Source organism: Pseudomonas sp. KH_046_2 (genome assembly GCF_057838985.1).
In genome coordinates this window covers 3,408,471-3,433,683 of record NZ_CM174480.1, presented here as the reverse complement: position 1 = coordinate 3,433,683, position 25,213 = coordinate 3,408,471, and the positions used below count along the sequence as shown (strand labels likewise).

Sequence of the window (25,213 nt, the reverse complement as noted above, 5' to 3'; positions counted from 1 at the left end):
CGTAGCCAGTTGTGCCGATGAATATCCCTAATCTGATTACCGTTCTACGCGTTCTACTCATACCGATCTTCATTTTGCTGTTCTACCTGCCTTACCAGTGGAGCTACATGGCCTCCGCCTCGGTCTTCGCGTTCGCTGCCGCGACCGACTGGCTGGACGGGTACCTGGCGCGCCGCCTGGAACAAAGCACACCGTTCGGGGCCTTCCTCGATCCGGTGGCCGACAAGCTGATGGTTGCGGTTGCATTGGTCCTGTTGGTGCAGGAACACGGAAACCTGTGGCTCACGCTGCCAGCCGCCGTGATCATCGGTCGCGAGATTGTCGTCTCGGCACTGCGCGAATGGATGGCCGAACTGGGCGCTCGTGCCCACGTTGCCGTATCGAACCTGGGCAAATGGAAAACCGCCGCGCAAATGCTGGCGCTGGTGATCCTGCTGGCCAATACCAAGGATTTCAGTTTCTGGGTCTTGCTGGGCTACACCTTGCTGATGGTGTCGGCTGGCCTGACTTTGTGGTCGATGGTCCAGTACCTGCGGGCTGCCTGGCCACATCTGAAGACCGACGTTGAAAAGAAATAAAACTTTTTTGAATCAAAGGGTTGACGGGGCTTCTGGATTCTATAGAATGCGCCACACCAAGACGCGGGAATAGCTCAGTTGGTAGAGCACGACCTTGCCAAGGTCGGGGTCGCGAGTTCGAGTCTCGTTTCCCGCTCCAAGTTTGTACGCATTTGATGTCGCGCTACTGACAGCAGATGTTTTGAGGCCGAGTAGCAAAATGGTTATGCAGCGGATTGCAAATCCGCCTACGCCGGTTCGATTCCGACCTCGGCCTCCACTATAAACAACCCCGTAGATCAGTGATCTACGGGGTTTTTTATTGTCTTCGAAAAAGTGGAGTGTTCCGCAATTTTTTGCACGTGTTCCGCAACTGGCCGATCTCTGTCTGTCGCGAGCGGCGAAAAACGACCCTTTTATAGATAGTCGCCGGCGGAACTCAAGGGTGAATTCGGACACATGGCAGTCAGTTCTCTGACTGTTCGCTTTTTGGCTGCCGATTACGACCGACAGTTCTCAAAGCCCAATGGTCCGTAACTCCGGCGAGTAGTGTTACGGGTGATCTATGCTGACTGGACGTATGAGTTTTAGCCTGCCAGGGAGTAGCGGGAGCAATGAATCACGGTTGCACCCAAATGCTTCAATCAGATCCTCAAACCGGTTAACGCCAGGCGATAGGAGGGGAGAATGACAGCCATGCCAGCGATCTTCATTGGCCACGGCTCGCCCATGAATACGCTCGAACTCAATGGGTATACGCGAGCGTGGCGAAAATTGGGTCAGGCACTTCCCCGGCCGCGAGCACTGCTGGTGGTTTCGGCGCATTGGTTCATCGGCTCGACAGCCGTGACTGCAATGGCACGGCCGCGCACGATTCACGACTTCTACGGCTTTCCCGAAGAGCTGTTCGCTTTCGAGTATCCAGCTCCCGGCTTGCCAGAGTTGGCCGACGAAGTGGCGCAAGTGGTAAAACCGTACTGGGTTGGCGCAGACCGTGACCAATGGGGCCTCGATCATGGCACGTGGAGTGTACTTGCACACCTCTTCCCCGAGGCAGACGTTCCCGTCGTGCAACTGTCGATCAATGCATTGAAACCGCTTGATTACCATATCGGGCTCGGTTCCAAGCTGGCGTCGCTCCGTGACCGAGGCGTGATGATCGTGTCGAGTGGCAACGTCGTACACAACCTGCAGCGGATCGAATGGCACAACCCGAAAGGCGGCGCAGATTGGGCACACCGATTTGACGATGCAGTGGCTCAGCAGATGGTGGAGGCGCCCGGCGATCTCATCAAAATGGCCGAACATCCTGACTTTGCGCTGGCTGTGCCGACGCCCGACCATTTTCTCCCGCTACTCTACATTGCTGGCGTCGCGGCGGCGGGCTCAGGCGCCAAGGCCTTGCTACGGGGTTATGCCATGGGTTCACTGTCGATGACCTGTTACGGCGTCGACATGGACGACGTGATTTGTGAGGACGGCGAGGGCGCAGCTCTTCTGCCCGAGGGTATTCCACCAGACCAAACGAACCTGTAGAAAACTCCGAGTTGCCGTCGCGTAAGTGGGCACCCGTCCAACCAAGCCATGCATTGATGGACGGGTGATGTGCAATCGCCCACCTCGTCTTTTTGTTGCTTATTTACCGACACCCATCTGCTGCATGAGCGTAGCGTTGTCCCAGAACAGGTATTCCTCATCCATAACCCCCTCCTTATTCCAGTGACCGAGGGTGGCCATGGGAAGGTGATATGCCTTACCCGTTGGCTGAATGACCGTACCATCCGGGAAGACCATGGGCTTGGTAAAGGTGCCATCCAGGTAGCCCATGACGGCCGTCCACTGAGCATCCGCAGTGCCAAACCGAACCGCGTGCTCTGTGATGCGATTGTCGGGAGCAAAAGTCCACATGAACTTCAGTTCCTTGACGTGATCGGGAATACCTTTGGTCGTGTGACCATCGGGGTAGTGAACGATGATGTCTTTCCCATGACTCTTGTGAAGATTCTCCCACTGCTGCCCCGTATAGACATGGAAGTCGAGGTCGTCGAAGTTCGCCAGATTCCTGGCAAGCTCTGGCGGCATACCCGGGATTTTCGGAGTTGGGGCGGCGACCTTGCTACCCGGCCAGTTATCCTGACCGGCGAATGCGACTTGATTTGCGCCAAGTAGCAATGACGCGGCAACAGCGATAGCAACAACGTGTGGCTTAAGTGCATCAGCTTTCATGGCGATTTCTTCCTCGTAACTTACTGGAGAACAGCCTTTTGCCTGAAGGCGATGGGATAAATCTGTAATGCGCCTACGAATTCTAGTTTGGTTTCCCGCAGACCTCGCAACGTACTTACTGCAAACTCTTGAGATAAGCGATCAGGTGCTGACGACTCTGCGCGTCAGCCTGTCCCGGGAACATCATCTTATTGCCCGGCAGAAGGCTGGCAGGGCTTGCCAGCCACTTGTCCAGATTAGCGTCATTCCACTGCAGCCTGGCGCCTTGCAGGGCGGCAGAATAGGTGAACGCCGGTGCCTGGGCGCTGAGACGACCGAAGACACCGTGCAAGCTCGGCCCCATCATGTTCTTGCCCGCTTCGGGGCTGTGACAGAAGCCGCACTGAGTGCTGAAAAGGGCTTGGCCTTGAGTGGCGTCGCCCTGGGCCAGCGTCAGAGGGGCGGCCAGCAGCAGGGCGCTGGCAACCAGCAATTGTGTGTAATTCATTGCGATTCCTACAAATAAACAAAGCCCCGCCAGGACAGGCCTGACGGGGTCTCAAGAGCAATCAGAATTTGTTGGCCAGGTCGATGCCAGACTTGCCCGGTGCCAGAATGTTGTTCGGGTCCAGCGCACGCTTGATGGCATGTTCAAGCTTGCGTTTGACTGGGCCGTAGCTCTGTGCAACCCGATCCTGGAAGGCGGTGTTGACGCGGTATACGGCGTAGCCTTCCTTCTCGAATACATCCAACAACTCTGCAAAGCACGCATTGGCGCGCTTGGTCTCCTCCGGGTTGGTGCGGTCATACAACACGTCGATGACGTGGTGCATGTCGCGCCAGCCGACGATGAACTCGCCGACATAATCCAGGCCGTGCTTGTTGAGAGTCTTCTTGGCCAGCGCTTGTTGTTTATCGCACTCGCTGCCTCGGGCCTGGCTTACCGGTGCGAACCACATTGAACCGCCGCCGCCACGCCAGTTGTACAGACCGAACTCCTGCAGGTTAGGCACCCCGGACATCAACTGGGCGCGGTACTTGAACGGCTGGGTATCGCCGGCTTCTTCCTGAGTGACGATTCGGCCCTTGCCCAGTTGCTTCAGGGCACCGGTAACGATGTTCCAGTTGACGTCGACCTGCTCCTGAGTACCGTACAAAGCGGCGTAGACGTTCCAGGCACCGAGGTTCTTGTCTTTCTGAATTTGCTTGAGGATTGCGTCGGAGGTCGCACCCGGTTCGCTGGTGTAATCGGAGCGGCGGGTGTTGCAGGTGGAGGCCTCCCAGAGAACGCCTGCGATGACCACAGAGTTGGGAATGACCTGGGCGATGCGCAGCGGACGGATGAATTCGACAATCTCGGCGATATCCGACTCGTTCTCGAATTTGATCTCGAACGGTTTGAATACCGGCGGCTTGGGCATCAGCCAAAAGCCCATCTTGGTGCAGATGCCGTAGTTGGCCTGGGTGAACATGCCGTCCAGTGTCGGGCCATAGCCCCACTTGAAGACCTGCCAGGCGTTGTCGCCTTTAACCCCGCCCATGCCGGTGCGGTAGATGTCGCCGTTGGCCAGTACCACTTCCATGCCGCATTGCATCAGAAAGTGCTCGCCGTATGGGGTGTAACCCACGCCGCGGTCCATGGTGTTGCCCAGCGGACCGGCGATAGCCGACGGTGCGGAGAACGACAGCATCAATGGCAGTTTGTTTTCCTGAATGTAATCGTATAGCTGCTGGTAGGTCACACCCGGCTCGACCAGGGCGGTACACAGTTCAGGGTCAACGTGCAGGATCTTATTCATCTTCTTCAGGTCAAGGATCACCTGACCTCGCTGGCCTGGCGCAGCCGAACCGTAACCGAAGTTGCGACCCGTGGAGATGGTCCATACCGGGATCTTGTGCTCGTTGCAGATCTTTACCACGCCTTGCACCTGTTCCACGGTGGTGGCGGTGACAGCGGCAGACGGCGTGTGCTCGGCATTGTCCACGGCGATCATGATCTTGGAATAGGGGATCAATTGATCGTCTTTGATCAGGACGTTTTCATCACCCAGCAGTTTGCGAAACTTGGCGATTGCTTGCTCGAAGTTGGCGCTGTCGACGCCGCGAGGGAGCAGGGGCTTGTTGATTTGCTCAGTCATTGGGTTAGCTCCTTCAAGCTTCGATCGAAAACGAAACGAAATTACCGGTAAGCGGCGACGCACGGCTGGCGATTAGTGGCGCCTGCCCGATGTTGGCAGTGCCCAACGCAGCGAGGCTGTAGCCCAGCGTGGCCGCCCATTGCTCGGAACCGGCACTGTTACGCGCAGCCGCAGAAAGTTGCAGCGGCGCTCGTTGGCCGCCCATACGGTGCTCGCGAAGGCTAAAGCCGGTGCCACAGGCGTTGAGCTGCAAGCCGAGTTGCGGGGCGCAACCGCTGGTGGCCTCGGCACTGAGCAGGTGGTGCTGCGAGGCGTTGGCTGTGGCGCGATGCTGGCCGAGCCACTGCACGCGAGCGCCCGCACTGCGCGCCAGATCAATGATCAGCGCGGCACTGGCGTCGTCGACCAGGCCGATGATGCGTTGTGGTTGACCGCTGCTCAGTTGTTTTTCCAGACCGAGAATGAAGTCCAGGCTGAGGTCGGTGCGCTGCACCTTGACTTGCCTGGCCGTCGGGCTCGCAGTCACACCCTCGAGAAAGGCAGATGCGGCGACTTCGCCACTGACCAAGGCCAGGGTCGGCAGAGCTGCACGGGTCTGGCTGCCCAATACCGTATTGGCCATGGCCAGGCCGGAACTGCTCATGGCTACACCGACCAGGCCGCCCAAGGCCATACCCTTGAGCAGTACACGACGTTCAACGTTCATGGTTGGCTCCTCAAGGTTTGGCCGCGGGGGCGGGCGTTTTGGATATGTATTCGGCGACCTGTTGCAGTGAGTTGTCGTCGATGAACGAAGCAGGGAAAGCCGGCATGGCGCGAAAGCCATTGCGCACGATTGCGGTGATGTACTGCGTGGGCAGTTGGCGGCCGGTGATTTGCGGACCGACCTGTTTTTCGTGGCAGTGGCCGCATACCTTGGCATAAACGTTCTCTCCGCCTTTCCAGACGCCATCGCCATCGGCGACAGCGTTTCCGGCCAGCAGGATAAACGGCAGGGCAAAGCCGGCAGCGAAGGTCCGTTTCACAGCCGGGCTGTTGAGCAGTGAGGACATTTCGTACTCCTTATTCTTATTGGTAGGTTGGTTCATGGGAGCCTTGGTTTGGATCAGAACGGGTATTGTCGAGGGGTGTGTTGCACGGTGATCCAGTGGTCGGTGGTGAACTCGTCGATCGCCCAATCGCCATTGAAGCGGCCCAGGCCGGAATTTTTTTCGCCACCGAAGGGGGCGTTGGGTTCGTCGTTGACCGGGATATCGTTGACGTGGGTCATTCCGGCATGGATGCCTTGCGCGAACTGCACGCCGCGCTCCAGGCTTGCGCTGAATACAGCGCTGGAGAGTCCGTATTCACTGCTGTTGGCCAGTTCAAGGGCATGCTCGGCGTCACGGGCAGACTGAATACCCACCAATGGACCGAAGATTTCTTCACGGGCGATGTCCATGTCAGCGGTGACGTTGCCGAACACGTGCGGCGGCAGGACGTTGCCCTGGGCTTCACCGCCAACCAGCAGCGTGGCGCCTTCGGCTTGGGCCGTGGCGATCTTTTCTTGCAATCCAGCCAGTTGCCTGCTGTTGATCACCGGACCGATCGCGGTTTCAGCCTTGTTCGGGTCGCCGTAGGGCAGTGCCTTGACTCGCTCGACGAATCGCCGGGTGAACGTTTCCAGCAGCGGCTGCTCGACGATGATGCGGTTGATCGCCATGCAGATTTGACCCTGATGGAGGAACTTGCCCACCACGGCGGCGCTGACGGCCTGCTCGACGTCGGCATCGGCCAGGACTACGAACGGACTGTTCCCTCCCAGTTCCAGGGCTACGTGCTTGAGGTGCTCACCGCCGCTGGCGATGCAGCCGATGTTGCGTCCGACCTGGGTCGATCCGGTGAAGGAAATGAATGCCGGTACGGGGTGCTCGACGAAGGCGTCGCCGATTTCCGCGCCGGAGCCGACCACTACACTGAGCACGCCCGTTGGTAATCCCGCCTCCTCGAAGATTCGCGCCAGCAACAGGCCGCCGGTGACGGGGGTGTCGCTGGCCGGCTTGACCACCACGGCGTTGCCCAGCGCCAGGGCCGGTGCCAGGGAGCGTGCGGTCAGGTGCAGGGGAAAGTTCCACGGGCTGATCACACCAATCACGCCCAGCGGCTTACGGTAAACGCGGCTTTCCTTGCCCGGAATATTGGATGCAAGAATGCGCCCATGCACACGGCTTGGCAGGCTGGCCGACTCCAGGGTGATGGCGCGAGCGGCGCCCCATTCGATCTGCGCTTTGATGCGCGTACTGCCGGACTCGCGGATGATCCAGTCGATAATTTCTTCACGACGCTCGTCAAAGATTTTCACCGAGTTGAGCAGCACCTGGCCACGCTCGGCCGGCCCTTTGGCAGCCCAACTGACCTGGGTTTCGCGTGCCTTGCGGTAGGCTGCGTCGAGGTCTTCGCGGTTGGCCAGGGTGATCTGCAGCAAAGGAGTCTGAGTGAAGGGGTCGAACACCTCCATCGAGCGACCGGCGCTACCTGCCCGCCATTGACCGGCAAGTGGCTGCAATTCAAGGTCCTGGTAGACAGGGCTGGCGGAGTGGGTAGTAGTCATTTCGAGGTCATCTCTCTTTTTATTAAAGTGCACAGGTGCCCTCTAACATTTATCGTGCCATGTCCAGCTACTCAATTAATTACGATTAAAAACAATAAGTTGAGATAATTTATGGTTTCGCAAAACCTGCCTCGGGCTCGAACTCGAAAGCCGTTGTGCGGAAATTTATGCAGAGAAGTCGCAGGCTGTTGAAAGCTCGACGCAGATTGGATGGATGAACAGAAGTTGTGCGGTTATCGGACAAATGACCAGCAGGGGGAGAGGAGGCGATCGCCAGCGGATTGACCCGAGGGAAGGGCTGGGCATACTCATAGGCTACCCACCTGCCTCTTGTTGATTGCCCATGACTCGTACTACGCCTACCAAGACCGGTCGTCCTGCCGACGAGGATTTCCTCAAGCAGATACTTGGCCGGCAGAAGCGCATGATCGTCGACCGCGCCAGTCAATTCGGCGCCAGCGGCCTGCCATCAGCCGAGCAGTTGGCGCAGACCGTTGCCTTCGCCCCGCATGAAGGAAGCGTCTGGTTGTGTGGCCAGCGCATGATGTTGCTGCAAGGCTCCGCGTTTGGGGCGATCCGCCGCGAGCTGATCGAGGCGCTGGGGTTCGACAAGGCACGTGGCCTGTTGACGCGCATCGGTTGGCAGGCGGGGGCGCGTGACGCGGCCCAGGTCAGCGAGCAGTGGCCAGAAGGTGATGACGCCAGTCTGTATAGCGCCGGACCGCGGCTGCACATGCTCGAAGGCATGGTCAACGTCGAGGTGGTGCGCTTCGAAATCGATTCGAGCGTTGGCCACTTCTATTCCGAGTTCCTTTGGCACAACTCACTGGAAGACGACGAGCACATTGCAACCTATGGCCTGGGCGGTGAACCGGCCTGTTGGATGGAGATCGGTTATGCCAGCGGCTACGCCTCGTCGCTGCTCGGCCGCCTGGTAGTCTTTCGCGAGGAGGAGTGCCGCTCGATGGGCCATCAGGCCTGCCGTATCGTTGGTAAACCGGCTGATCAGTGGGACGACATCGATGTCGATCTGGCTTATCTGGATCCAGGCGACTTCCTCAGTCGCAGCACCTACGCCTCGGGCACAGAGACCACCGTTGCCGAGTTGGATGAAGCGGCCGACGGCAAACCGCTGGTGGGCATTTCGGCGGCGTTCGTTGTTGCCACTCAATTGCTGCACCGCGTCGCACCGACCCAGGCGACAGTGTTGTTGACCGGGGAATCGGGGGTCGGCAAAGAGTTGTTCGCCCGCTCCCTGTATCAAGCCAGTTCCCGGCAGCATATGCCGCTTGTGGCACTCAACTGCGCGACCTTGCCGGAGAACCTGGTGGAGGCGGAACTGTTCGGTGTCGAGCGTGGCGCCTTTACCGGTGCTGAGCGTTCACGTCCCGGTCGTTTCGAGCGGGCCCATGGCGGGACGTTGTTCCTCGACGAAATAGCGACCTTGAGCCTCAGTGCACAGAGCAAGATCCTGCGCGCCTTGCAGGAAGGTGAAATCGAGCGGGTCGGTGGCACGACGCCGATCCGGGTGGATGTACGGGTCATCGCCGCGACCAACCTGGATTTGCGTCGCGAAGTTGAGGCCGGACGTTTTCGTGAGGACTTGTTCTACCGATTGAATGTGTTCCCCATTCATCTGCCACCGTTGCGTGAGCGTCGTGAAGATATCCCGTTGCTGATGAGTTACTTCCTGCGTCATTTCAGCCTGCGCCATGGACGTCGGCTGGCAGGTTTCAGCACGAGGCTGGTCAACGCACTGCTGACCTATCGGTTTCCCGGCAATATTCGTGAACTGCAGAACCTGATCGAGCGTGGCGTAATTTCCGCCGGCGATGGCGAGGTGATAGACATCGTGCATCTGGCCGAAATTGGCGCGCCGTTGATGGAAATGGCGATAGGCCTGACCCCTGAGGGGCGCTTGTCTGCTATCGAGCGACGTGATGAGTCGGCAGACAAAGTGCGGGCAGCCACAGAGTCGACTGAAGACGGCGTAGGCGCACTTCGGGAGCCGGTGTTGGAAGGTCTCCAGGCCTTCGTCTCCGGGCAACAACGGGTGTTGAACACCTCCCTGGCAGAAATCGAACTGCACCTGGTGCGCCTGGCAATGGAACGCTCGGGTGGCAACATCACGGCGGCGGCGCAGATGCTCGGCATGAGTCGCGCGCAGGTCAGTTATCGTCTCAAGGGAAACTAGCGCCGGGTCGATCCGGACCGAACCCATTGCCCCGTGACCTGATGGCCACGGGGCATTTTCGTAGAGGCACTCAGAGCGGGACGGTGAACTTCAGCCAATAGGCCTGGCCATCGGTACGGTTGCGTACGCCGGATTCATCTTGCCATTTGGCGCTGAGGGACCAGCCATCCTTGCTGGTATATTGCACGGCCGGACCGATGGAGAAGGAGCTGCCACGGTTGCCATCGGCAGCATCGACCAAGGCCGCGGCGGCGCAATGGGGGGCGCTGCACTGGTCATCGCTCACCTGTTTGTAAGCGTGGCCACCAACGCCGAGTACCCAGCCATTGCCCAAGCCCCAGCCAAGGGTGTAGTCGGCATGAAGCTCACGACCGGACTGGTAGTGGGTGTCCTGATTTTCGAAGTTGTAATCGTACATCAGGCGCACATCGGCGTTGAAACCCTTGGGGTCCATATAGGTCATGGCATACACCGCTTGTACGGTGTAATAGTTCGTGCCGAGGTTGACCAAGTCGTTCTTGTCGTACTCGCTGGCGGTGGGCAGTACGAAGTCGACACCCACAGCGGTGTGGAACTTGTCACTATGGTGGAAACCGACCACCGGGCCGAGATGAGCGTCGCCGATACCGCGCTTGTGGTCGTGCGGGCCGTTCTTGATGTTAAGCCTCATGTCATTGAGCGGTAGCAGTGCGTGGAAGCCCAAGCTGCCACCGAGTACCTGCTGTTCGGTGACCCAGATGAACCGAGGCACGATAGTGCTGACACGCAGGTCGATGTCGGCCACCTTGTCGCCCGCGTTATCGCGCAGGGTATCGGCCAGGTAATCGCCGACGAAAATCTGACCGTAGGTACCGGGTGGCGGCAGGATACCCATGCCGTAGATTTCAATGCCCAGCGGCCAGGACGACACACCGCCTTCGGTAGCCTGGGCCAGTGAGGCGCTGCCAGCCAGCGATAGGGCAGTGCTGAAGGCAAGGAATGTGCAGCGGGTGAATTTCTGATGCATGAGAGGCCAACCTTATTGTTATGAGTGGCGTACAGCCGCTTTTGACTGCGCAAGGTTGCCCTACTCAACTATTGTGCCAGGTTGGATTCATTTATTTTTTGATGTAAATCAATGGCTTGATGTCTAGCTGTGAATGGTTCATGGCCTGGGCAGCACGCCTGCGACGGTTCTTGTTAAGAAAATTCGACCGAGTGCAGAAAGTTCATGGTTGTCACGCACTGCTTTGCCCGACTCCCCCGACTCTATGGCACCTGAAATTCTGGGAACTGCGGGTGGTTGAGTGCTTGTGAGGGAGCCAAAAAAGCGTTCCGCAACCCAAGCGCTATCCCTTTACTGCCGTGGCCTATAGGTCTTTTAAAATCAGTAGCTTGCGGAATATAGTCTATGCTAACCTACTGATCTGCTTAGCTTTGTTAGTGGATTGCAAATCCGCCTACGCCGGTTCGATTCCGACCTCGGCCTCCACTAATAAACAAGCTCCGTAGATCTATGATTTACGGAGCTTTTTTATTTGCACTAGCCCGCAAGATTTAGTCTTGAAAAGGCTATTTGCGAACTTGCTTCACCGGGGCGGGATGTATATATTTCCACCTCTGCTGCACAAGCGTCAGAACTGCCAGATCGTTATTTGGCAAAACCTGGACGCTTCACCGCGCTACCGCCCGAATGGCGAAACTGGTAGACGCATGGGACTTAAAATCCCCCGCTCGTAAGGGCGTGCCGGTTCGATTCCGGCTTCGGGCACCACTATTCATAAGGGTTTCAGAGATGCGCTCTCTGTTTTTCTGAAGTCGTAAAAGTTTCTGTCAATCACCGGTCAATCACCGCACTAGAAGAGGTGATAGGCCTTGCGCCTGATCGAAGGCGGTTTCGGCAACGATGATAGGCACCCCCCCCTTGGCGTTACGCCCTTAATTTTTCACTCCCTTGATCACCAATCTGGATTTCCGTTTCTCGGACTACAGTTTTAGGCTCCGCATGCTTATCTGTCGCTATTTCAGCTGCTACGCCTAGCCGTGCACAAGGAATGGAGGTGGCCTGAATGTGTAAGAGCCTGGCCGGACCCATGATGAAGTCCTTGTACCCGTTGCTGCTTGGCTTGGCGCGAGTGGATTACGCTGAGGCTTAACCCCAGAGGTTATTGCAGATGCGCTGCACCGCCGCGTTGGCGGCACGGCGGTCGAACAGATCGGCATCGAAGCTGCCGCCGGCCCACTCCAGTGCGTAACGGCCATCCTCGCTCAGGGGCTGACTGTTGATGGCTTCGAGGAAGTGCTGATAGCCCGGCACGCCGCCCACATCCTCCGGCGGGCAGGCGCCGGCGCCGTCAAGAACTTCGCACCAGCTACCGCTGACATCTGCTGGTTCGATGCTTTCCACAGCAATCACATGCTGCCAGTAATCGCCAAAGTCATATATGTAGCGCGCACGATCACCGGCTTTTAGCAGGCTACGGATTTTCTGCTTGCGATCATCGCGCCCAGCAAATTCGGGATACTCCGGGTCGGGTGGCAAGTAACGTAACTCGCCCGCCATAAAGTCGTGCAAATGGCTGCTGCTCCAGCCTATGGCCGCCTGAATAAAGTGGTGCAGCTTGCGCAGCGTGCAGTCACTGGTTACCCGCAGCCGCCGCCAAATCGGCGGGTTGAGTTGCTGTTCTTCCAGCTGCACATGCAGGGTGATCCATACCGGTTGCGTCGCCATATGTTCTCCTCAGTGATACAGCCAGGGTTGTGATGCATCCAGATTAGCCACCACGATTTGCTGGGCGCTGGCCTTGGAATGCACCTTGTTTGGGTCAATTTGAAAACGCTGCAATACGTACTGCACTAATTCGCCACGGCTAGGCGCTATGAGCTGATCATTGAGCATGCCGTAGTTAAGTATCAAGACCCGAAGCGACTGATTGGTTTACTATCCAAGTCGCGAACCAGAGCACATTTTTTCTCCTGCCGGCTATATAGGCAATAGGGAGGCCGGGAGTACAGGGACAGTGGTGAAAAAGCAGCGTGTGTTGGTCAGTTGGGTTGGCGGCAATGATCTCAAGGCCGTCTTAGGTGGTGAGGCAGGCCCGATTCTGTCCACGCTAAAAGCTGTGCCTGTCGATAGCGTCCAGTTGCTTTGCTCGTATCCAGCTGCGCGTGTTGAGCCCTATCTTGCCTGGCTCCGCGAGCAGGTCAATGTGCCCATCACGGCGCATTACGCAACATTGTCTTCCCCTGTTCATTTCGGGGAGATCTACCAGGCTGCCAGCCAGCATTTAAAACGCTTGAGTGTTCCGGGTGCTCAACTCTCTATCCTGCTAAGCCCCGGCACGCCGGCTATGCAGGCGGTCTGGATTCTGCTCGGCAAGACTCGCTACCCGGCGACCTTCTACCAGTCTTCTCTTGAGCAGGGCGTGCAGCAGGTCGAGGTGCCGTTCGAGATCGCCGCCGAGTATGTCCCTGCGGCTAATGCGATCAGCACCGACAAGCTCATGCAGCTCGCAGGTCTAGGCGCGCCAGTGAATGCTGCCTTCGACAGTATCGTTACGCAGAGCGAGCGCATGCTAGTGCTCAAGGCGCAGGCGCAAATTCTGGCGCTCAAGCAGGTTCCTGTACTCATTTACGGCGAAACCGGCACGGGCAAAGAGTTGTTTGCCCGTGCGATTCATAACGCTGGTCCGCGCTCTGCAGCGCCTTTTGTTGCGGTTAACTGCGGCGCCATCGTACCGGAGCTGGTCGACTCCACCTTGTTTGGCCACAAGAAGGGTGCATTCACCGGCGCTATTGCTGATCGGGCAGGCGTATTCCAGCAGGCTAATGGCGGCACGCTGTTTTTGGATGAGTTTGGAGAGCTGACGCCCGATGTGCAGGTGCGTCTTCTGCGGGTGCTGCAGGAAGGCACCTTCACCCCTGTGGGGGCAAGCCAGGAGCTCAAGGGTGATGTGCGGCTGATCACTGCCACTCACCGTAATCTAATGCAGGAAGTTGCTTTGGGGCGCTTCCGGGAAGACCTGTTCTACCGCATCGCCGTCGGTGTTTTGCACCTCCCACCGCTCAGGGAGCGCGAGGGCGATCTGCTTCTGCTATCCGAGAAGCTACTGGCTGGCATTGCTAGCGAGGATTCCAGTCTCAGCAATAAGAAAATTTCCGCAGAAGCAAAAAACCTTATTCTTCATCATCCGTGGCGTGGCAATGTGCGAGAGTTGCAGTCCACCTTGCTCCGTGCGGCCCTCTGGTGTCAGGGCGGTTTAATAGCAGCTAACGATATCGAGCAGGCGCTGTTTAAATTACCGCAGGTGGAAGCCGATGTGTTGGCTATGGATGTTTCACAAGGCATTGATATACAAAAAGTAATCTCTGTAATCGCGGACCGCTATCTGCGCAAGGCGCTGGCGATTACCGGTAACAACAAAACCCGGGCGGCCAGCCTGTTAGGCCTCAAAAGCCAGCAGACGCTGAGCAACTGGATGGATAAATACGGCATCGAATAATACTGGCACGGTCCTCGCTATAGGATCGATATGGACAGAATCGCCTTTATGAAATCATTCAACTTCGAGTTTCTTCGCCCCGGCAACGAGCTGCTGGCCAATCTGGCCGGCTTAGCTGAAGCGGTGCTGCACATCGATCCGGGTAGCGCCCTTACGCGCTTGCGCAGCTTTGCCGAAGAGCTGACTAAGGCCATTTACAAGGAAGAGCTGCTGCCGCGTCTGCCGCAGTCGAGCTTCTATGAGCTGGTGAAAAACCCGGTGTTTGTCGATTGCGTCAGCAAGTCTCTGGTCTATCAGATCAACTTTCTGCGTATTCAGGGCAACGACACTGCCCATGGTGGCGAGGGGGATGTGCGCAACGCCAAGCTGGCCTTGAATGCAACGCACGAATTGGCCAAGTACATGGCCGTCAAATACTACGGCGTTGCGCAGACCACCATCCCCGAGTTTGCCGAGGTGAAGGACCCGACTAAGATGCTGGCCAGCCTGCAGAAGACAGTTTCCAGCTACGAAAAGGAACTCAACCAGCAGCAGGAAGAGTTGCAGCGTGTCATGGACAAGCTGGAGCAGGAGCGCACCCGCCACCTCGACAAGATCGACCCGCCAGCCAAGCCCGATCAGCAAAAGCGTCAGCAGCAAAGCCAGAAGGTTGCCGACAGCCTGCAGTGGAGTGAAGCCAAGACCCGCACACTGCTGATCGACGCCATGCTGTTGCAGGCCGGCTGGGATGTCAGCAACCCGGCTCAGGTCGGCCATGAGGTGGAAGTCGATTTTCCCGACAACGTCTCCGGCAAGGGGCGTGCGGACTACGTGCTATGGGGTGACAACGGTCAGCCCTTGGCTGTCATCGAAGCCAAGAAATCCGGCAATGTCAGCCTGCAGGCCGGGCGCGAACAGGCCCGTATGTACGCTGACGGCTTCGAGCGCATGGGCATGCGGCGCCCGGTAATCTTCTACAGCAACGGCTACGAAACCTTCATCTGGGACGATAAGCAGTACAACACCTACCGCCCGGTGTATGGCCTCTACAGTAAAGACAGCCTTGAATACCTGACCTACCAGCGCCAATACCGCATCGCCGAACTGGAAAGGCACAACCCCGAACTGAGCATTGCCGATAGGCCTTACCAGATTGAGGCGATCAAGACCGTCGCTGCGCATTTTCAAAAGCAGCGCCGCAAGGCCCTGATCATCCAGGCCACTGGCACCGGCAAAACTCGTGTGGCCATCGCCCTGGCCGAATTGCTGCTGCGCACCGGCTGGGCAAAGCGCGTGCTGTTTCTCTGCGACCGCAAGGAGCTGCGCGTGCAGGCCGATGAGGCCTTCAAACAGAACCTGCCCAGCGAGCCGCGCTGTGTGATTGGTGAAACCAACAGGGTGGATCAGACCGCGCGTATCTATATCGCCACCTACCCAGGTATGACAAACCGCTTCGCTCAGCTGGATGTGGGCTTCTTCGACCTGATCATCGCCGACGAAAGCCACCGCAGCATCTACAACAAGTACCGCGACCTGTTCGATTACTTCGATGCTCTGCAAATCGGCCTCACCGCCACCCCAGTGAAGTTTATCGCCCGCAACACTTTCGATATTTTTGACTGCGAAACCACCGACCCCACCTTCGAGTTCGGTCTGGATGCTGCCATCAACAATGAACCGCCGTATCTGACACCGTTTCGCGTCAAGGATCTCACCACCGACTTCCTGCGCGACGGCATCCACTACAACGACCTGAGTGAAGAGCAGAAGCGTCAGTTGGAAGAAGACCTCGGCGAGGAGGAGGCCAAGCGCACCACCATCGCTGGCAAGGACATCGGTCGCAAGATCTTCAGTGAAGACACCGACCGCATCATCCTGGAAAACCTGATCAACAACGGCATCAAGGATGAGACCGGTTCACTCGTCGGCAAGACTATCGTTTTTGCCCAGCGTCAGGACCACGCCGAGCATCTGGAAAAACTCTTCTGCAAGCTTTACCCGCAGTACGGCACCAAGGTCTGCAAGGTCATCCACAACGCCATTCCGCACGTGGATACCCTGATCAAAGAGTTCAAAAAACCGGATAACGACTTCCGCATTGCCATCTCGGTGGACATGCTCGACACCGGCATCGACGTGCCGGAAGTGGTCAACCTGGTATTCGCCAAACCGGTCAAATCCTGGGTCAAGTTCTGGCAGATGATTGGCCGTGGCACGCGCCTGCGCCCCAATCTGTTCGGCCCTGGCAAACACAAAAGCGAGTTCTTGATCTTCGATCACTACGGCAACTTCGATTTCTTCGAGCAGGAATATCAGGAGCCGGAAGACACCGGCAGCAAATCACTGCTGCAAACCACCTTCGAAGCACGCCTGGAGTTTGCCCAAGCCGCCCTTCGTCACAATCATGCCGCGGCATTTGACGCTGCAATTGAACTGCTGCGTGCAGACATCAATGACCTGCCGGAGTCCAGCGTGGCCGTAAAGCGTGAGCTGCGCGTCGTCCACCAGTTGGAGCAAACAAATCTGCTGCAGCGGTTCGACGGAAAAACCCAGCACCTGCTCAGCAATACCATTGCCCCGCTGATGTCCGCCCGGGTGCTGCGTGACAAGCACGCCACCGCGCTGGACAAATTGATCGCAGGCATCCAGCGCTGCCTGGTCGAGCAGGCCAGTTGCTTCGAGGATGGCAAGATCACGCTGCTGGCCGAACTGGACAAGCTCGCCGTCAACATCCAGGCCGTACGTCAGAAGGATGTGCTGATTGCAGAAGTGCGCAGCGCCGATTTCTGGCAGCAGCCGAGCATCGACAAGCTGGAAAATGCCCGCAAGGAACTGCGCGGCATCATGAAATACCGCCAGACCGGCAGCGGTGGCGGCTATGCGATGCCCAGCACCCGTACCGGCGATGACGGTCTGCTAGTGAATGAGCGCGAGGTGAAGATCGCTGGAGCCAGCGAGGCGATGAACTACCGTCGCCGTCTCAAGAACATTCTCGACGACATGCTCTCCGCCAACCCGACCTTGCAGAAAATCCACAAGGGCGAGCCGATAGCCGAGTCTGAACTGAAGACGCTCACCTCGACCATCCTAACCAGCCACCCCGGCGTTAGCCTTGAGGTGCTCAACGAATTCTACGGTCGCACGGCGGATCAGCTGCACCTTACCGTGCGCGAGATCATCGGCCTTGATTTGGAGGCCATTGAGGAACACTTCAAAAATTTCCTCCACGCTCACCCCAGCCTTACTGCACAGCAGGTGCGCTTTATGAACCTGCTGAAGAACTACATCTCCCAGCACGGCAGCATCGTCATCGAAACACTCTACGACGCGCCGTTCTCTAGTATTTCCCACGAGGGTATCGACGGTGTATTCGCGCCCGGCGATGTCACCGCTTTAGTGACTGTGCTTAAACCCTTTCTGCGCGGGGACACCTCGCCAAGCAACCTCTAGGAGTGATCATGCTAGCCAGCCAATGGACGACTGAAATTATTACAATCTGCGTGATTGCCGCCATAGCCAGCCTGGGCATTGGTTATTTGCTTGCGATAATGCTGCAGAATCGTAAGCTCACGCTGCTGACTGCTCAGTTAGAGCAAAGTCAGCAGGCGCTCACCAATGCAGCGGCACAACAGAGTGTGCAGCAAGGACAGCTCAAGGCTGCTGAGTCGAAAAACCATCAGCTGGAACTGACGGAAAGTCGTCTAAATGAGCAGCTCATCTCGGCCAGAACCACGGTAGAGCGGCTGCTTGAAGAGCTGAAAGGAAGTAGGGCTGAAGTCTCTGCGTTGGATCTGAAGCTGGAACTGTCCAATCAGCACCGCCATACAGCCGAAACGCAAAACGAAACAGCCAAAACTGAAAGTCTGGGTTTAAAGGCGCAGTTAGCTGGGGTTGAAGAGCGGCTAGAGCAAACCCAAGTAGAACTGCAGAATGAACGCAGCGCGGTCAGTAGCTTGAAAGAAGTGCTGGCAGAGGAAGGTAAAAAATCCAAGACCTCTGAGACGGGTGAAAAGGAGACTCGCGAGCAGCTTGTGGAGCTGAAGGCACAACTAGTCACTGCAGGTGAAAAATACGATACCCAGCAGGAGCGCCTAACAAACCTCAGCAGTCAGTACACCAAGCTCAAGACTGAACAAGACGAACGTGAGGCCAGCCATGCTCGCGAGGTGGCTAACTTTGAGCAGCAAAAATCCAGCCTGAGCGAACACTTCAAGGTGCTTTCCAACGAAATCCTCGACGCCAAAACCAAATCCCTGCAGGAAAGCAGCACGCTCTCGCTGAACGCAGTGATGAATCCCTTCCAGCAATCCATCGAGGGCTTCAAGAAGGAAGTGCAGGAGATCCATCACCGCGAAACCACCCAGCAGGGTGAGCTGCGTAAGGAGCTTGAACACCTCAAAGAGCTGAATCAGCGAATCACTGCTGAAGCACATGAGCTGTCCACCGCCCTACGTGGTCAGAAAAAACTTCAGGGTAATTGGGGCGAGCTGGTCCTGGAGAACGTGCTGGATCGCTCCGGCCTGGAACTGGGTAAGGACTACCAGCGCGAAGTCAGTATCACTACCGAGGATGGTCGGCAGCGCCCCGATGCCATCGTCTACCTGCCACAGGGCAAGCATCTGATCATTGATGCCAAGGTATCGCTCAATGCGTACACGCGCTACGTCAATGCCGAAGATGAGGGCGTGCGCGCGATTGCCCTGAAAGAGCATGTGCAGGCGGTCGGCAATCGAATCAAGGAGTTGGCGGATCGTGACTACTACAAACTGCCAGGCCTGAACTCGCCGGACATGGTGTTCATGTTCATCCCCATTGAGTCGGCTTTTGTCGAGGCGTTAAAGGCCGATGAAACCCTGTTTCAGAAGGCCATTGAGAACAATGTGCTGGTGGCAACACCGACCACCTTGCTGACCAGCCTTAATATCGTGCGCCAGTTGTGGCGCTATGAGGACCAGAACAAACACACCGCGGCGTTGGCCAGCAAGGCCGAGGCAGTCTTCAAGAAGCTCAATACCTTCCTCGGCAGCTTCGAGAGAATCAAGAAAGGCCTGGAAAGCGCGACAGATGCCTACGTCACCGCCGAAGGGCAGCTGGTCAGCGGCAAGGGTAACTTGGTGAAACAGGTGGGTGAGTTCAAGAACCTCGCACCGGCGATTAAAGCCGAGTTGCCAAGTTATTTTGTCGACAAGGCCTCGTTGGAAATCGACTTTATCCCTGCAGACCCTGACCCGGTTCTGTTTATCGGTGATGAGAAATCTGAAGAATTACTAACTGAAACCAATACTGAAACTGAGACCATCTAATGCTCACCGGCAAAATTCGCAACGATATCGACAAACTCTGGGAGAAGTTCTGGACCGGCGGCATCACCAACCCGCTGACTGTGATCGAGCAGATCAGCTATTTGATGTTCGCCCGCATGCTCGATATGCAGGAAGACGTGGACGAGCGCAAAGCCAACCGCACCGGCAAGGCTTTTGACCGTCTGTTCCTGGATACACCGGAAGGCCAACTGTTGCGCTGGAAGAACTTCCGCAACATGAGCGGCAAGGAGCTGCACAAGCACCTCAAGCAGAACGTCTATCCCTTCTTCGCAAAACTGGGCAGCGCCGAAGGCGAGGGTGACGAACGTAAAGGGCTTGGCCATATCAGCGAGTACATGCAGGACGCCGACCTGGAGATCAAGAACGAGTCGGTGCTGACCTCCGCCGTGGAGATGGTCCACGACCTGCCGCTGACCCAGAGCGACGTAAAGGGTGATATCTACGAATACCTGCTGAGCAAGCTCACCACCGCCGGCATCAACGGCCAGTTCCGCACCCCGCGCCACATCATCGATGCCATGATCGAACTGATCGCCCCGCAGCCGACGGACGTGATCTGCGACCCTTCCTGCGGCACCGCAGGTTTTCTCGCCCGCACCATGGAATACCTCAACCGTGAGCATTCCAGCGAGTCGGGTATCTTTACCGATGAAGAGGGCAATCAGCATTTCACCGGTGACCTGTTGGAACCCTATCGCCAGCACATCAACAGCCAGATGTTCTGGGGCTTCGACTTCGACACCACCATGCTGCGCGTCTCCAGCATGAACATGATGCTCCACGGCGTAAACGGCGCGAACATCCGCTACCAGGACTCCCTGAGCAAATCCATCAAGGAGCACTACCCGCGTCAGGAGCAGAACTTCTTCGATGTGGTACTGGCCAACCCGCCGTTCAAGGGCACGCTGGACGAAACCAATACCAACCCAGACGTGCTCGGGCTGGTGAAAACCAAGAAGACCGAGCTGCTGTTCGTTGCCCATATCCTGCGCTCGCTCAAACTCGGCGGCCGTGCCGCCGTGATCGTGCCGGACGGCGTCGTGTTCGGCTCCAGCAAGGCCCACCAGCAACTGCGCCAGGAGCTGCTCGACAACAACCAGCTCGAAGGCATCGTCAGCCTACCCAGCGGCGTGTTCAAACCCTACGCCGGGGTGAGTACTGCCATCCTTATCTTCACCAAAGGTGGCAGCACTGAGCGCGTGTGGTTCTACGATCTACAGGCAGACGGCTACTCCCTGGACGACAAGCGCACCGAGCTGAAAGGCGAGGGCAGTAACGATCTACCCGATGCCATCGCTCAGTGGCATCGCTATCGGCAGATGGTCGAGAGCAATATCAGCGGCAGCACCATCAATACCGTGTTCGGTGACAAGAGCAAAAAGGCCTTTGTCGTACCGGCTGAAGAGATTGCCGCCAATAAGTACGACCTATCCATCAACCGCTACAAGGAAGTGGTGTATCAGCAGGAGCAATACGAAGACCCAAAAGTGATTCTACAAAGGCTCAAAGGGCTGGAGCAGGAGATTCTGGCGGATCTGGATGAGCTGGAGGGGATGCTGTGAGTTGGCCTTTGGTTCGACTGGGCGATGTTGCGCCGGCAAAGGCGAGTAAGCATGCTTTTGCCAAGAGTGACGAGGTGTGGACACTAAATCTGGATCAGGTAGAAGCAGACACAGGCAAGGTTCTGCAGAAAATCATGGCGCCTGTTTCAGAGGCCGGATCCTCTACACATGGCTTTGATGAGCGACATGTTCTCTATTCAAAGCTCCGCCCATATCTGAATAAAGTGGTTCTTCCTGACGAAAAAGGGCTGGCTACTACTGAGCTGGTGCCGATGTTGCCAGATGTTCTGAGACTTGATCGTAAATATCTATCCTATTATTTGCGCTCAAAAAGCTTTGTCGACTGGGTTAGCTCACAGGTGGCCGGCGCAAAAATGCCGCGAGTTTCCATGCAGCTATTTTGGCAGCATGAAATTCCTCTCCCCCCCTACCCGAACAAAAACGCATCGCCGCCATCCTCGACAAGACCGACACCATCCGCCGCAAACGCCAGCAAGCCATCCAGCTCGCCGACGACTTCCTCCGCGCCGTGTTTCTGGACATGTTCGGTGACCCGGTGACCAATCCGAAGGGATTCTCACCAATCAGGCTTGGTGATTTGTGTGAAGATTTGTTTTTGGGATTAACGTCAACGGTTGACTATGTCGATGGTGTGGACGGATATCCACTGGTTAGGGCAAAAGATATTAACTCTGGAGAGCTGAGCTTTGAGGATGTTAAATACATATCTAGGGAGCAGCATAAAAAATTAACAAAGCATCACTTGACGCAAAAAGGAGATTTACTAGTAAGTAAGTCGGGCACGCTTGGAACTTGTGCCTTGGTGCGGACTGACAGGGAGTTCAGTACTTACGAAAGTATCTTCACCGTAAGGCCTATTGCGTCAAGGTTGAATGTTTTTTATCTGATTCACCTCCTTCAGAATAAAGGATTCAAAGAGAAGCTGGTGGGGAATAAGGTTGGTGGAACTGTGGCTCATCTCAACCTGAAAATGTTCAGAGATTTTGAGGTTGGTGTCCCCCCAATAAGTCTTCAGAATGAATTTTCCCTGAAGATAAATAAGTGCGAGTCGAAAATCGATAGATATAGGAAGTCAGTACTTGAGGCAGAGCATTTATTTTATTCGCTCAGCCAGAAAGCCTTCTCTGGTCAGCTATAGATAAGGAAATCCCAATGCGCCTCAAGTCCGTCAGACTCACCCATTTTCGTGGCTACCGCGCCACCACGGTTATTCCCATTGACGAAGCCATGACCGGCATCGTCGGTCGCAATGACTATGGCAAATCGACCATCCTCGAAGCCCTGGCGATCTTTTTCGAGAGCGGCGACGTCAAGGCCGACAAGAGCGATATGCACTGCTTTAGCCTCGCCGAAGGCATCGATCAGTTCGAGATTGCCGGTGAGTTCGACAACCTGCTCGCGGCACGGTTACAGGCCGAGGCATCTTGTGCGCCATCAGGCGGATAGCCAATCGCGACCTAAACATTACATCAAAGTCATTTGCCGGCCATCCGCCGAGCTAGAGCATAAAAGCCATGCGCATTACGGAAATCACCCTCACCAACTTCCGCTCATTTCAAGCCACGCAAAGCCTCCAGCTAGCGCCGGTGACCTTGATGTTTGGCCCTAATAGCGTCGGCAAAAGCTCGGTGCTACTGGCGCTGTTTTATCTGCAGCAAATTCTGGCCAAAGGCCACTGCGACCCGCAGCGCATTGATGTGCTGGGTGAAAAACACATTGGTGGCTTCGCCAGCCTGGTTAATGTCGGCGATCTGGATAAGCGCATAGTCATCAAGCTTCAGATCGACAAAACCGGCAGTATCGGCGCCAGTTACAACCAGCTGTATGAGCTGATCAATGAAGACTTTGGCCTAACTGTCGATAGCCCAACAGCTGATGCCGCATGCTTTGCCGTTGAGTTGCATATTGGCTGGTCTAAATCGGCCGAAACCGCCTATGTTGCCTGCTACAAGCTTTGGCTGGACGACAGCCTAATTGCTGAGCTGACCAGCGATGCAGGGATGAAGCAGCCGGTGCTGGCCTGGCTCAATTACCAGCACCCAGCCTTGCTGGCAGAGCTTGATTTGGATGAAGCCCCGGAGCGCGAAGCCGATGGCTTTGTGAGCATCTTGCATGAGCTGTTAAACGCTCACCGCCCCACCCAACTGTGTAGCCGCCGCGAATCCTGGCATACCCCTGAAATGGCGTTTGCCCATGCCGAGTTGGGGTTCAAAGGCTTTGCCGGTGCTTTGCCAGTGTTGGGCAAACGACTGGAAAGCACCTTCGAACATGACGACCTGCGTATTACCACGCGGCTGCATGAATTTCTCTCGGATGTGTTGGTAGCCCCGCTAGACAACCTGCTGACACTGCTTAATCAGAGCCTGTGCATCGGTCCGTTGCGCATGGTGCCTGATGCCTTGCGCCAGCCTAATCCTTACCCCGAGCAAAAAGACTGGTACAGCGGTGCTGCTGCCTGGGATGTGGTCAGCGCTCTCAGCCGCCAGCATAAGGCGCCGGCTTTGCTGGCGGAGATTAACCAGTGGATGAAACATCTCGGCCTTGGCTATTCGCTACGGGCTAAGTCGGTGGTGAGCAAGGTGGTTTATTCCGGCGGTGACGACAGCCTGGGTGAGTTGCGCGCCATGCTTGATGCACACGGGGATAAGCTTGAAATCAGCCTTAGTGGTGCCGATGAAGAAGAGAATCCGTCAGAGCAACAAGCGCCGATCGACATGGAAAAGCTGAAAGCGCTACTGCAGGAGCTAGCGCCTGAAAGCAAGGCGCCCAAGGGCGCGGTTATTGAGCAGGTACGTAATCAATGGGGTCTGTGGGATGAAGCGCGACAGTGTGAAGTAGCCTTTACCGAGGTGGGTGTTGGTATTTCGCAGTTGTTTCCGCTGATTGTGGCTGCTGTGGTGGCGCGCCAAGGGCTGGTTACCTGCGAGCAGCCAGAGCTGCATGTGCACCCACGGATTCAGGTGGGCATTGGTGATTTGCTCACCCAGGCCAATCGCCAGTGCAGCTTTTTGATTGAAACCCATAGCGAACATCTGATTTTGCGGATTTTGCGGCGCATTCGCGAAAGCACAGAGGGCGAGCTGCCCGATGGTCTACAGCCACTGACGCCTGAGGACGTGTCGATTATCTATCTCGACACGGCGGCAGGCGGGGTAAAGGCCACGCGCATTGCAATTGATCGCTATGGCGAGTTCACCAGCCGCTGGCCAAGTGGCTTTTTTGCTGAGCGCAGTGAGGAGTTGTTCTAATGCATGCGCTTTTTGCGATTGAGCCCCAAGCCATTAATAACTGGCACGACCTGCGCTACGCGCTGGAGAAGTTCGGGTACAGCAAAGGCTTGCTAATCGCACGCTTTCCCAAAACCTGGATGCGCTTGGTGATGGAGGCCTGCCAGTGTAACGGCCTGGGGGATGTGGAGCTTAAGCGTATCGAGGAAAAGCTGCGCCAAGCCAAAGACGACCGCCTGGTGCGCATGGGCTTGCCATTTGCCGGTGATGATTGGCTGGGCAATGCCAAAAACGATGCTGTACGCGAAAGCCTGTCAGCGATTTTGGTGCGGGATAAGTTTGAGGCAGAGCGATTTCATTGTTTGGCCGAGGTCGATGAGGCGCTGTTTGATAACCGCCGCGATGTGCAGGTTAAGCGTAATGCTCAAGCTTTGGCCGAGGCTGCGCGCTATGTGCTACTGAGCTCTGATCGCATTGTGTTGGTTGACCCTTATTTTCAGGCCAAACCTAAATGCTGCAAGGTATTGCAGGCGATGGTTGATCTTTGTCGCGAGCAGGAGCATCGCTTGGTTGAAGTGAGCATTTTTACCGCACAAAGCACGGATGAGCGTCGCGTTGATCTTATTGCTGCCGATTATGAAAGGATGCTTGAAGGTGTGCTGGATCAGGGTGTTTGCCTACATATTCACCTATTACCAGATGCTGCTTTAGGCCAGGATTTTCATGCCCGTTATGTGTTCAGCCAGCGTGCCGGTTTGCGCTTTGATCGTGGTTTTGTTGAACCCCCCGATCATGGGCAGCGCGAGCACCTGACTGATGTTGCCTGCTTAGATGAAAGCCGGGTGGCTGAACTGAATAGTCGCTATCTGGCAACTGAAAATGGTCTGGCTAACGTTGTGTCTATTATTTTACCGTTAAAATAGTTGTGGTGAAGA

The 25,213-nt window shown here is 56.5% G+C and carries 21 protein-coding genes and 3 tRNA genes; 15 read left to right on the top strand and 9 right to left on the bottom strand.

Going from position 1 to position 25,213, the window contains the following annotated elements; genetic code table 11:
• The first annotated feature begins 17 nt into the window (after positions 1–17).
• The 4 genes from pgsA to ygiD all read left to right on the top strand — a co-directional run bounded on the left by pgsA (position 18) and on the right by ygiD (position 2,093).
• Positions 18–578, top strand: coding sequence for a CDP-diacylglycerol--glycerol-3-phosphate 3-phosphatidyltransferase (gene pgsA, locus AC3IX1_RS15490; protein WP_489384825.1), 561 nt, complete (start codon positions 18–20; stop codon positions 576–578).
• Positions 579–641: 63 nt separating this feature from the next.
• A tRNA-Gly gene (locus AC3IX1_RS15485) sits at positions 642–717 on the top strand.
• Between the two features lie 46 nt (positions 718–763).
• A tRNA-Cys gene (locus tag AC3IX1_RS15480) sits at positions 764–837 on the top strand.
• Between the two features lie 407 nt (positions 838–1,244).
• Positions 1,245–2,093: a 4,5-DOPA-extradiol-dioxygenase gene (gene ygiD / locus AC3IX1_RS15475; protein ID WP_489384824.1), complete on the top strand. Its 849-nt coding sequence runs from the start codon at positions 1,245–1,247 to the stop codon at positions 2,091–2,093.
• Between the two features lie 99 nt (positions 2,094–2,192).
• On the opposite strand, the gene AC3IX1_RS15470 is transcribed toward ygiD, so the two are convergent.
• The 6 genes from AC3IX1_RS15470 to pchA all read right to left on the bottom strand — a co-directional run bounded on the left by AC3IX1_RS15470 (position 2,193) and on the right by pchA (position 7,490).
• On the bottom strand, positions 2,193–2,783 hold the full coding sequence (locus AC3IX1_RS15470; RefSeq protein WP_489384823.1) for an ester cyclase: 591 nt from the start codon (positions 2,781–2,783) through the stop codon (positions 2,193–2,195).
• Between the two features lie 115 nt (positions 2,784–2,898).
• Positions 2,899–3,270, bottom strand: a complete 372-nt coding sequence (locus AC3IX1_RS15465; protein WP_489384822.1) for a c-type cytochrome — start codon at positions 3,268–3,270, stop codon at positions 2,899–2,901.
• A 61-nt stretch (positions 3,271–3,331) separates the two neighbouring features.
• On the bottom strand, positions 3,332–4,900 hold the full coding sequence (locus AC3IX1_RS15460) for an FAD-binding oxidoreductase (protein WP_489384821.1): 1,569 nt from the start codon (positions 4,898–4,900) through the stop codon (positions 3,332–3,334).
• A 13-nt stretch (positions 4,901–4,913) separates the two neighbouring features.
• Positions 4,914–5,606: a hypothetical protein gene (locus tag AC3IX1_RS15455; RefSeq protein WP_489384820.1), complete on the bottom strand. Its 693-nt coding sequence runs from the start codon at positions 5,604–5,606 to the stop codon at positions 4,914–4,916.
• A 10-nt stretch (positions 5,607–5,616) separates the two neighbouring features.
• Positions 5,617–5,952, bottom strand: a complete 336-nt coding sequence (locus AC3IX1_RS15450) for a c-type cytochrome (RefSeq protein WP_489384819.1) — start codon at positions 5,950–5,952, stop codon at positions 5,617–5,619.
• Between the two features lie 53 nt (positions 5,953–6,005).
• Entirely contained in the window at positions 6,006–7,490 is a 1,485-nt protein-coding gene (gene pchA, locus AC3IX1_RS15445; RefSeq protein WP_489384818.1) for a 4-hydroxybenzaldehyde dehydrogenase, read from the bottom strand.
• Between the two features lie 343 nt (positions 7,491–7,833).
• On the opposite strand from pchA, the gene AC3IX1_RS15440 reads away from it, so the two are divergent.
• Positions 7,834–9,684 carry a sigma 54-interacting transcriptional regulator gene (locus AC3IX1_RS15440; RefSeq protein WP_489384817.1) on the top strand — a complete coding sequence of 617 codons (1,851 nt, stop codon included), beginning with the start codon at positions 7,834–7,836 and terminating at the stop codon, positions 9,682–9,684.
• Between the two features lie 70 nt (positions 9,685–9,754).
• On the opposite strand, the gene AC3IX1_RS15435 is transcribed toward AC3IX1_RS15440, so the two are convergent.
• Positions 9,755–10,690 (bottom strand): SphA family protein, encoded by a 936-nt coding sequence (locus AC3IX1_RS15435; RefSeq protein WP_489384816.1) that lies wholly within the window; start codon positions 10,688–10,690, stop codon positions 9,755–9,757.
• A 660-nt stretch (positions 10,691–11,350) separates the two neighbouring features.
• Between AC3IX1_RS15435 and AC3IX1_RS15430 the strand changes: the two genes are divergently transcribed.
• A tRNA-Leu gene (locus AC3IX1_RS15430) sits at positions 11,351–11,437 on the top strand.
• Positions 11,438–11,815: 378 nt separating this feature from the next.
• Here AC3IX1_RS15430 and AC3IX1_RS15425 read toward each other — a convergent pair.
• Together AC3IX1_RS15425 and AC3IX1_RS15420 are read right to left on the bottom strand one after the other, a co-directional pair.
• A complete protein-coding gene (locus tag AC3IX1_RS15425) occupies positions 11,816–12,394 on the bottom strand; it encodes a plasmid pRiA4b ORF-3 family protein (protein ID WP_489384815.1) in 579 nt (192 codons plus the stop codon).
• Between the two features lie 9 nt (positions 12,395–12,403).
• Positions 12,404–12,580 (bottom strand): BrxR family transcriptional regulator, encoded by a 177-nt coding sequence (locus tag AC3IX1_RS15420; protein WP_489384814.1) that lies wholly within the window; start codon positions 12,578–12,580, stop codon positions 12,404–12,406.
• Between the two features lie 106 nt (positions 12,581–12,686).
• Between AC3IX1_RS15420 and AC3IX1_RS15415 the strand changes: the two genes are divergently transcribed.
• The 9 genes from AC3IX1_RS15415 to AC3IX1_RS15375 all read left to right on the top strand — a co-directional run bounded on the left by AC3IX1_RS15415 (position 12,687) and on the right by AC3IX1_RS15375 (position 25,201).
• On the top strand, positions 12,687–14,165 hold the full coding sequence (locus tag AC3IX1_RS15415; RefSeq protein ID WP_489384813.1) for a sigma-54 interaction domain-containing protein: 1,479 nt from the start codon (positions 12,687–12,689) through the stop codon (positions 14,163–14,165).
• A 48-nt stretch (positions 14,166–14,213) separates the two neighbouring features.
• Positions 14,214–17,594, top strand: coding sequence for a type I restriction endonuclease subunit R (locus tag AC3IX1_RS15410; protein ID WP_489384812.1), 3,381 nt, complete (start codon positions 14,214–14,216; stop codon positions 17,592–17,594).
• Positions 17,595–17,602: 8 nt separating this feature from the next.
• A complete protein-coding gene (locus tag AC3IX1_RS15405; RefSeq protein ID WP_489384811.1) occupies positions 17,603–19,447 on the top strand; it encodes a DNA recombination protein RmuC in 1,845 nt (614 codons plus the stop codon).
• A complete protein-coding gene (locus AC3IX1_RS15400; RefSeq protein WP_489384810.1) occupies positions 19,447–21,030 on the top strand; it encodes a type I restriction-modification system subunit M in 1,584 nt (527 codons plus the stop codon). The genes AC3IX1_RS15405 and AC3IX1_RS15400 overlap by 1 nt, the downstream gene beginning before the upstream one ends.
• Entirely contained in the window at positions 21,027–21,590 is a 564-nt protein-coding gene (locus AC3IX1_RS15395; RefSeq protein WP_489384809.1) for a hypothetical protein, read from the top strand. Before AC3IX1_RS15400 ends, AC3IX1_RS15395 begins: the two co-directional genes overlap by 4 nt.
• Positions 21,587–22,189 (top strand): restriction endonuclease subunit S, encoded by a 603-nt coding sequence (locus tag AC3IX1_RS15390; RefSeq protein WP_489384808.1) that lies wholly within the window; start codon positions 21,587–21,589, stop codon positions 22,187–22,189. The genes AC3IX1_RS15395 and AC3IX1_RS15390 overlap by 4 nt, the downstream gene beginning before the upstream one ends.
• A 14-nt stretch (positions 22,190–22,203) precedes the next feature.
• Complete coding sequence (locus tag AC3IX1_RS15385) at positions 22,204–22,497, top strand: AAA family ATPase (RefSeq protein WP_489384807.1); 294 nt, start codon at positions 22,204–22,206, stop codon at positions 22,495–22,497.
• A 68-nt stretch (positions 22,498–22,565) separates the two neighbouring features.
• Positions 22,566–24,299: a DUF3696 domain-containing protein gene (locus tag AC3IX1_RS15380; RefSeq protein WP_489384806.1), complete on the top strand. Its 1,734-nt coding sequence runs from the start codon at positions 22,566–22,568 to the stop codon at positions 24,297–24,299.
• The gene (locus AC3IX1_RS15375) at positions 24,299–25,201 is read left to right on the top strand and encodes a hypothetical protein (RefSeq protein ID WP_489384805.1); all 903 of its coding nucleotides are present in this window, start codon (positions 24,299–24,301) and stop codon (positions 25,199–25,201) included. The genes AC3IX1_RS15380 and AC3IX1_RS15375 overlap by 1 nt, the downstream gene beginning before the upstream one ends.
• The last annotated feature ends 12 nt before the right edge of the window (positions 25,202–25,213 follow it).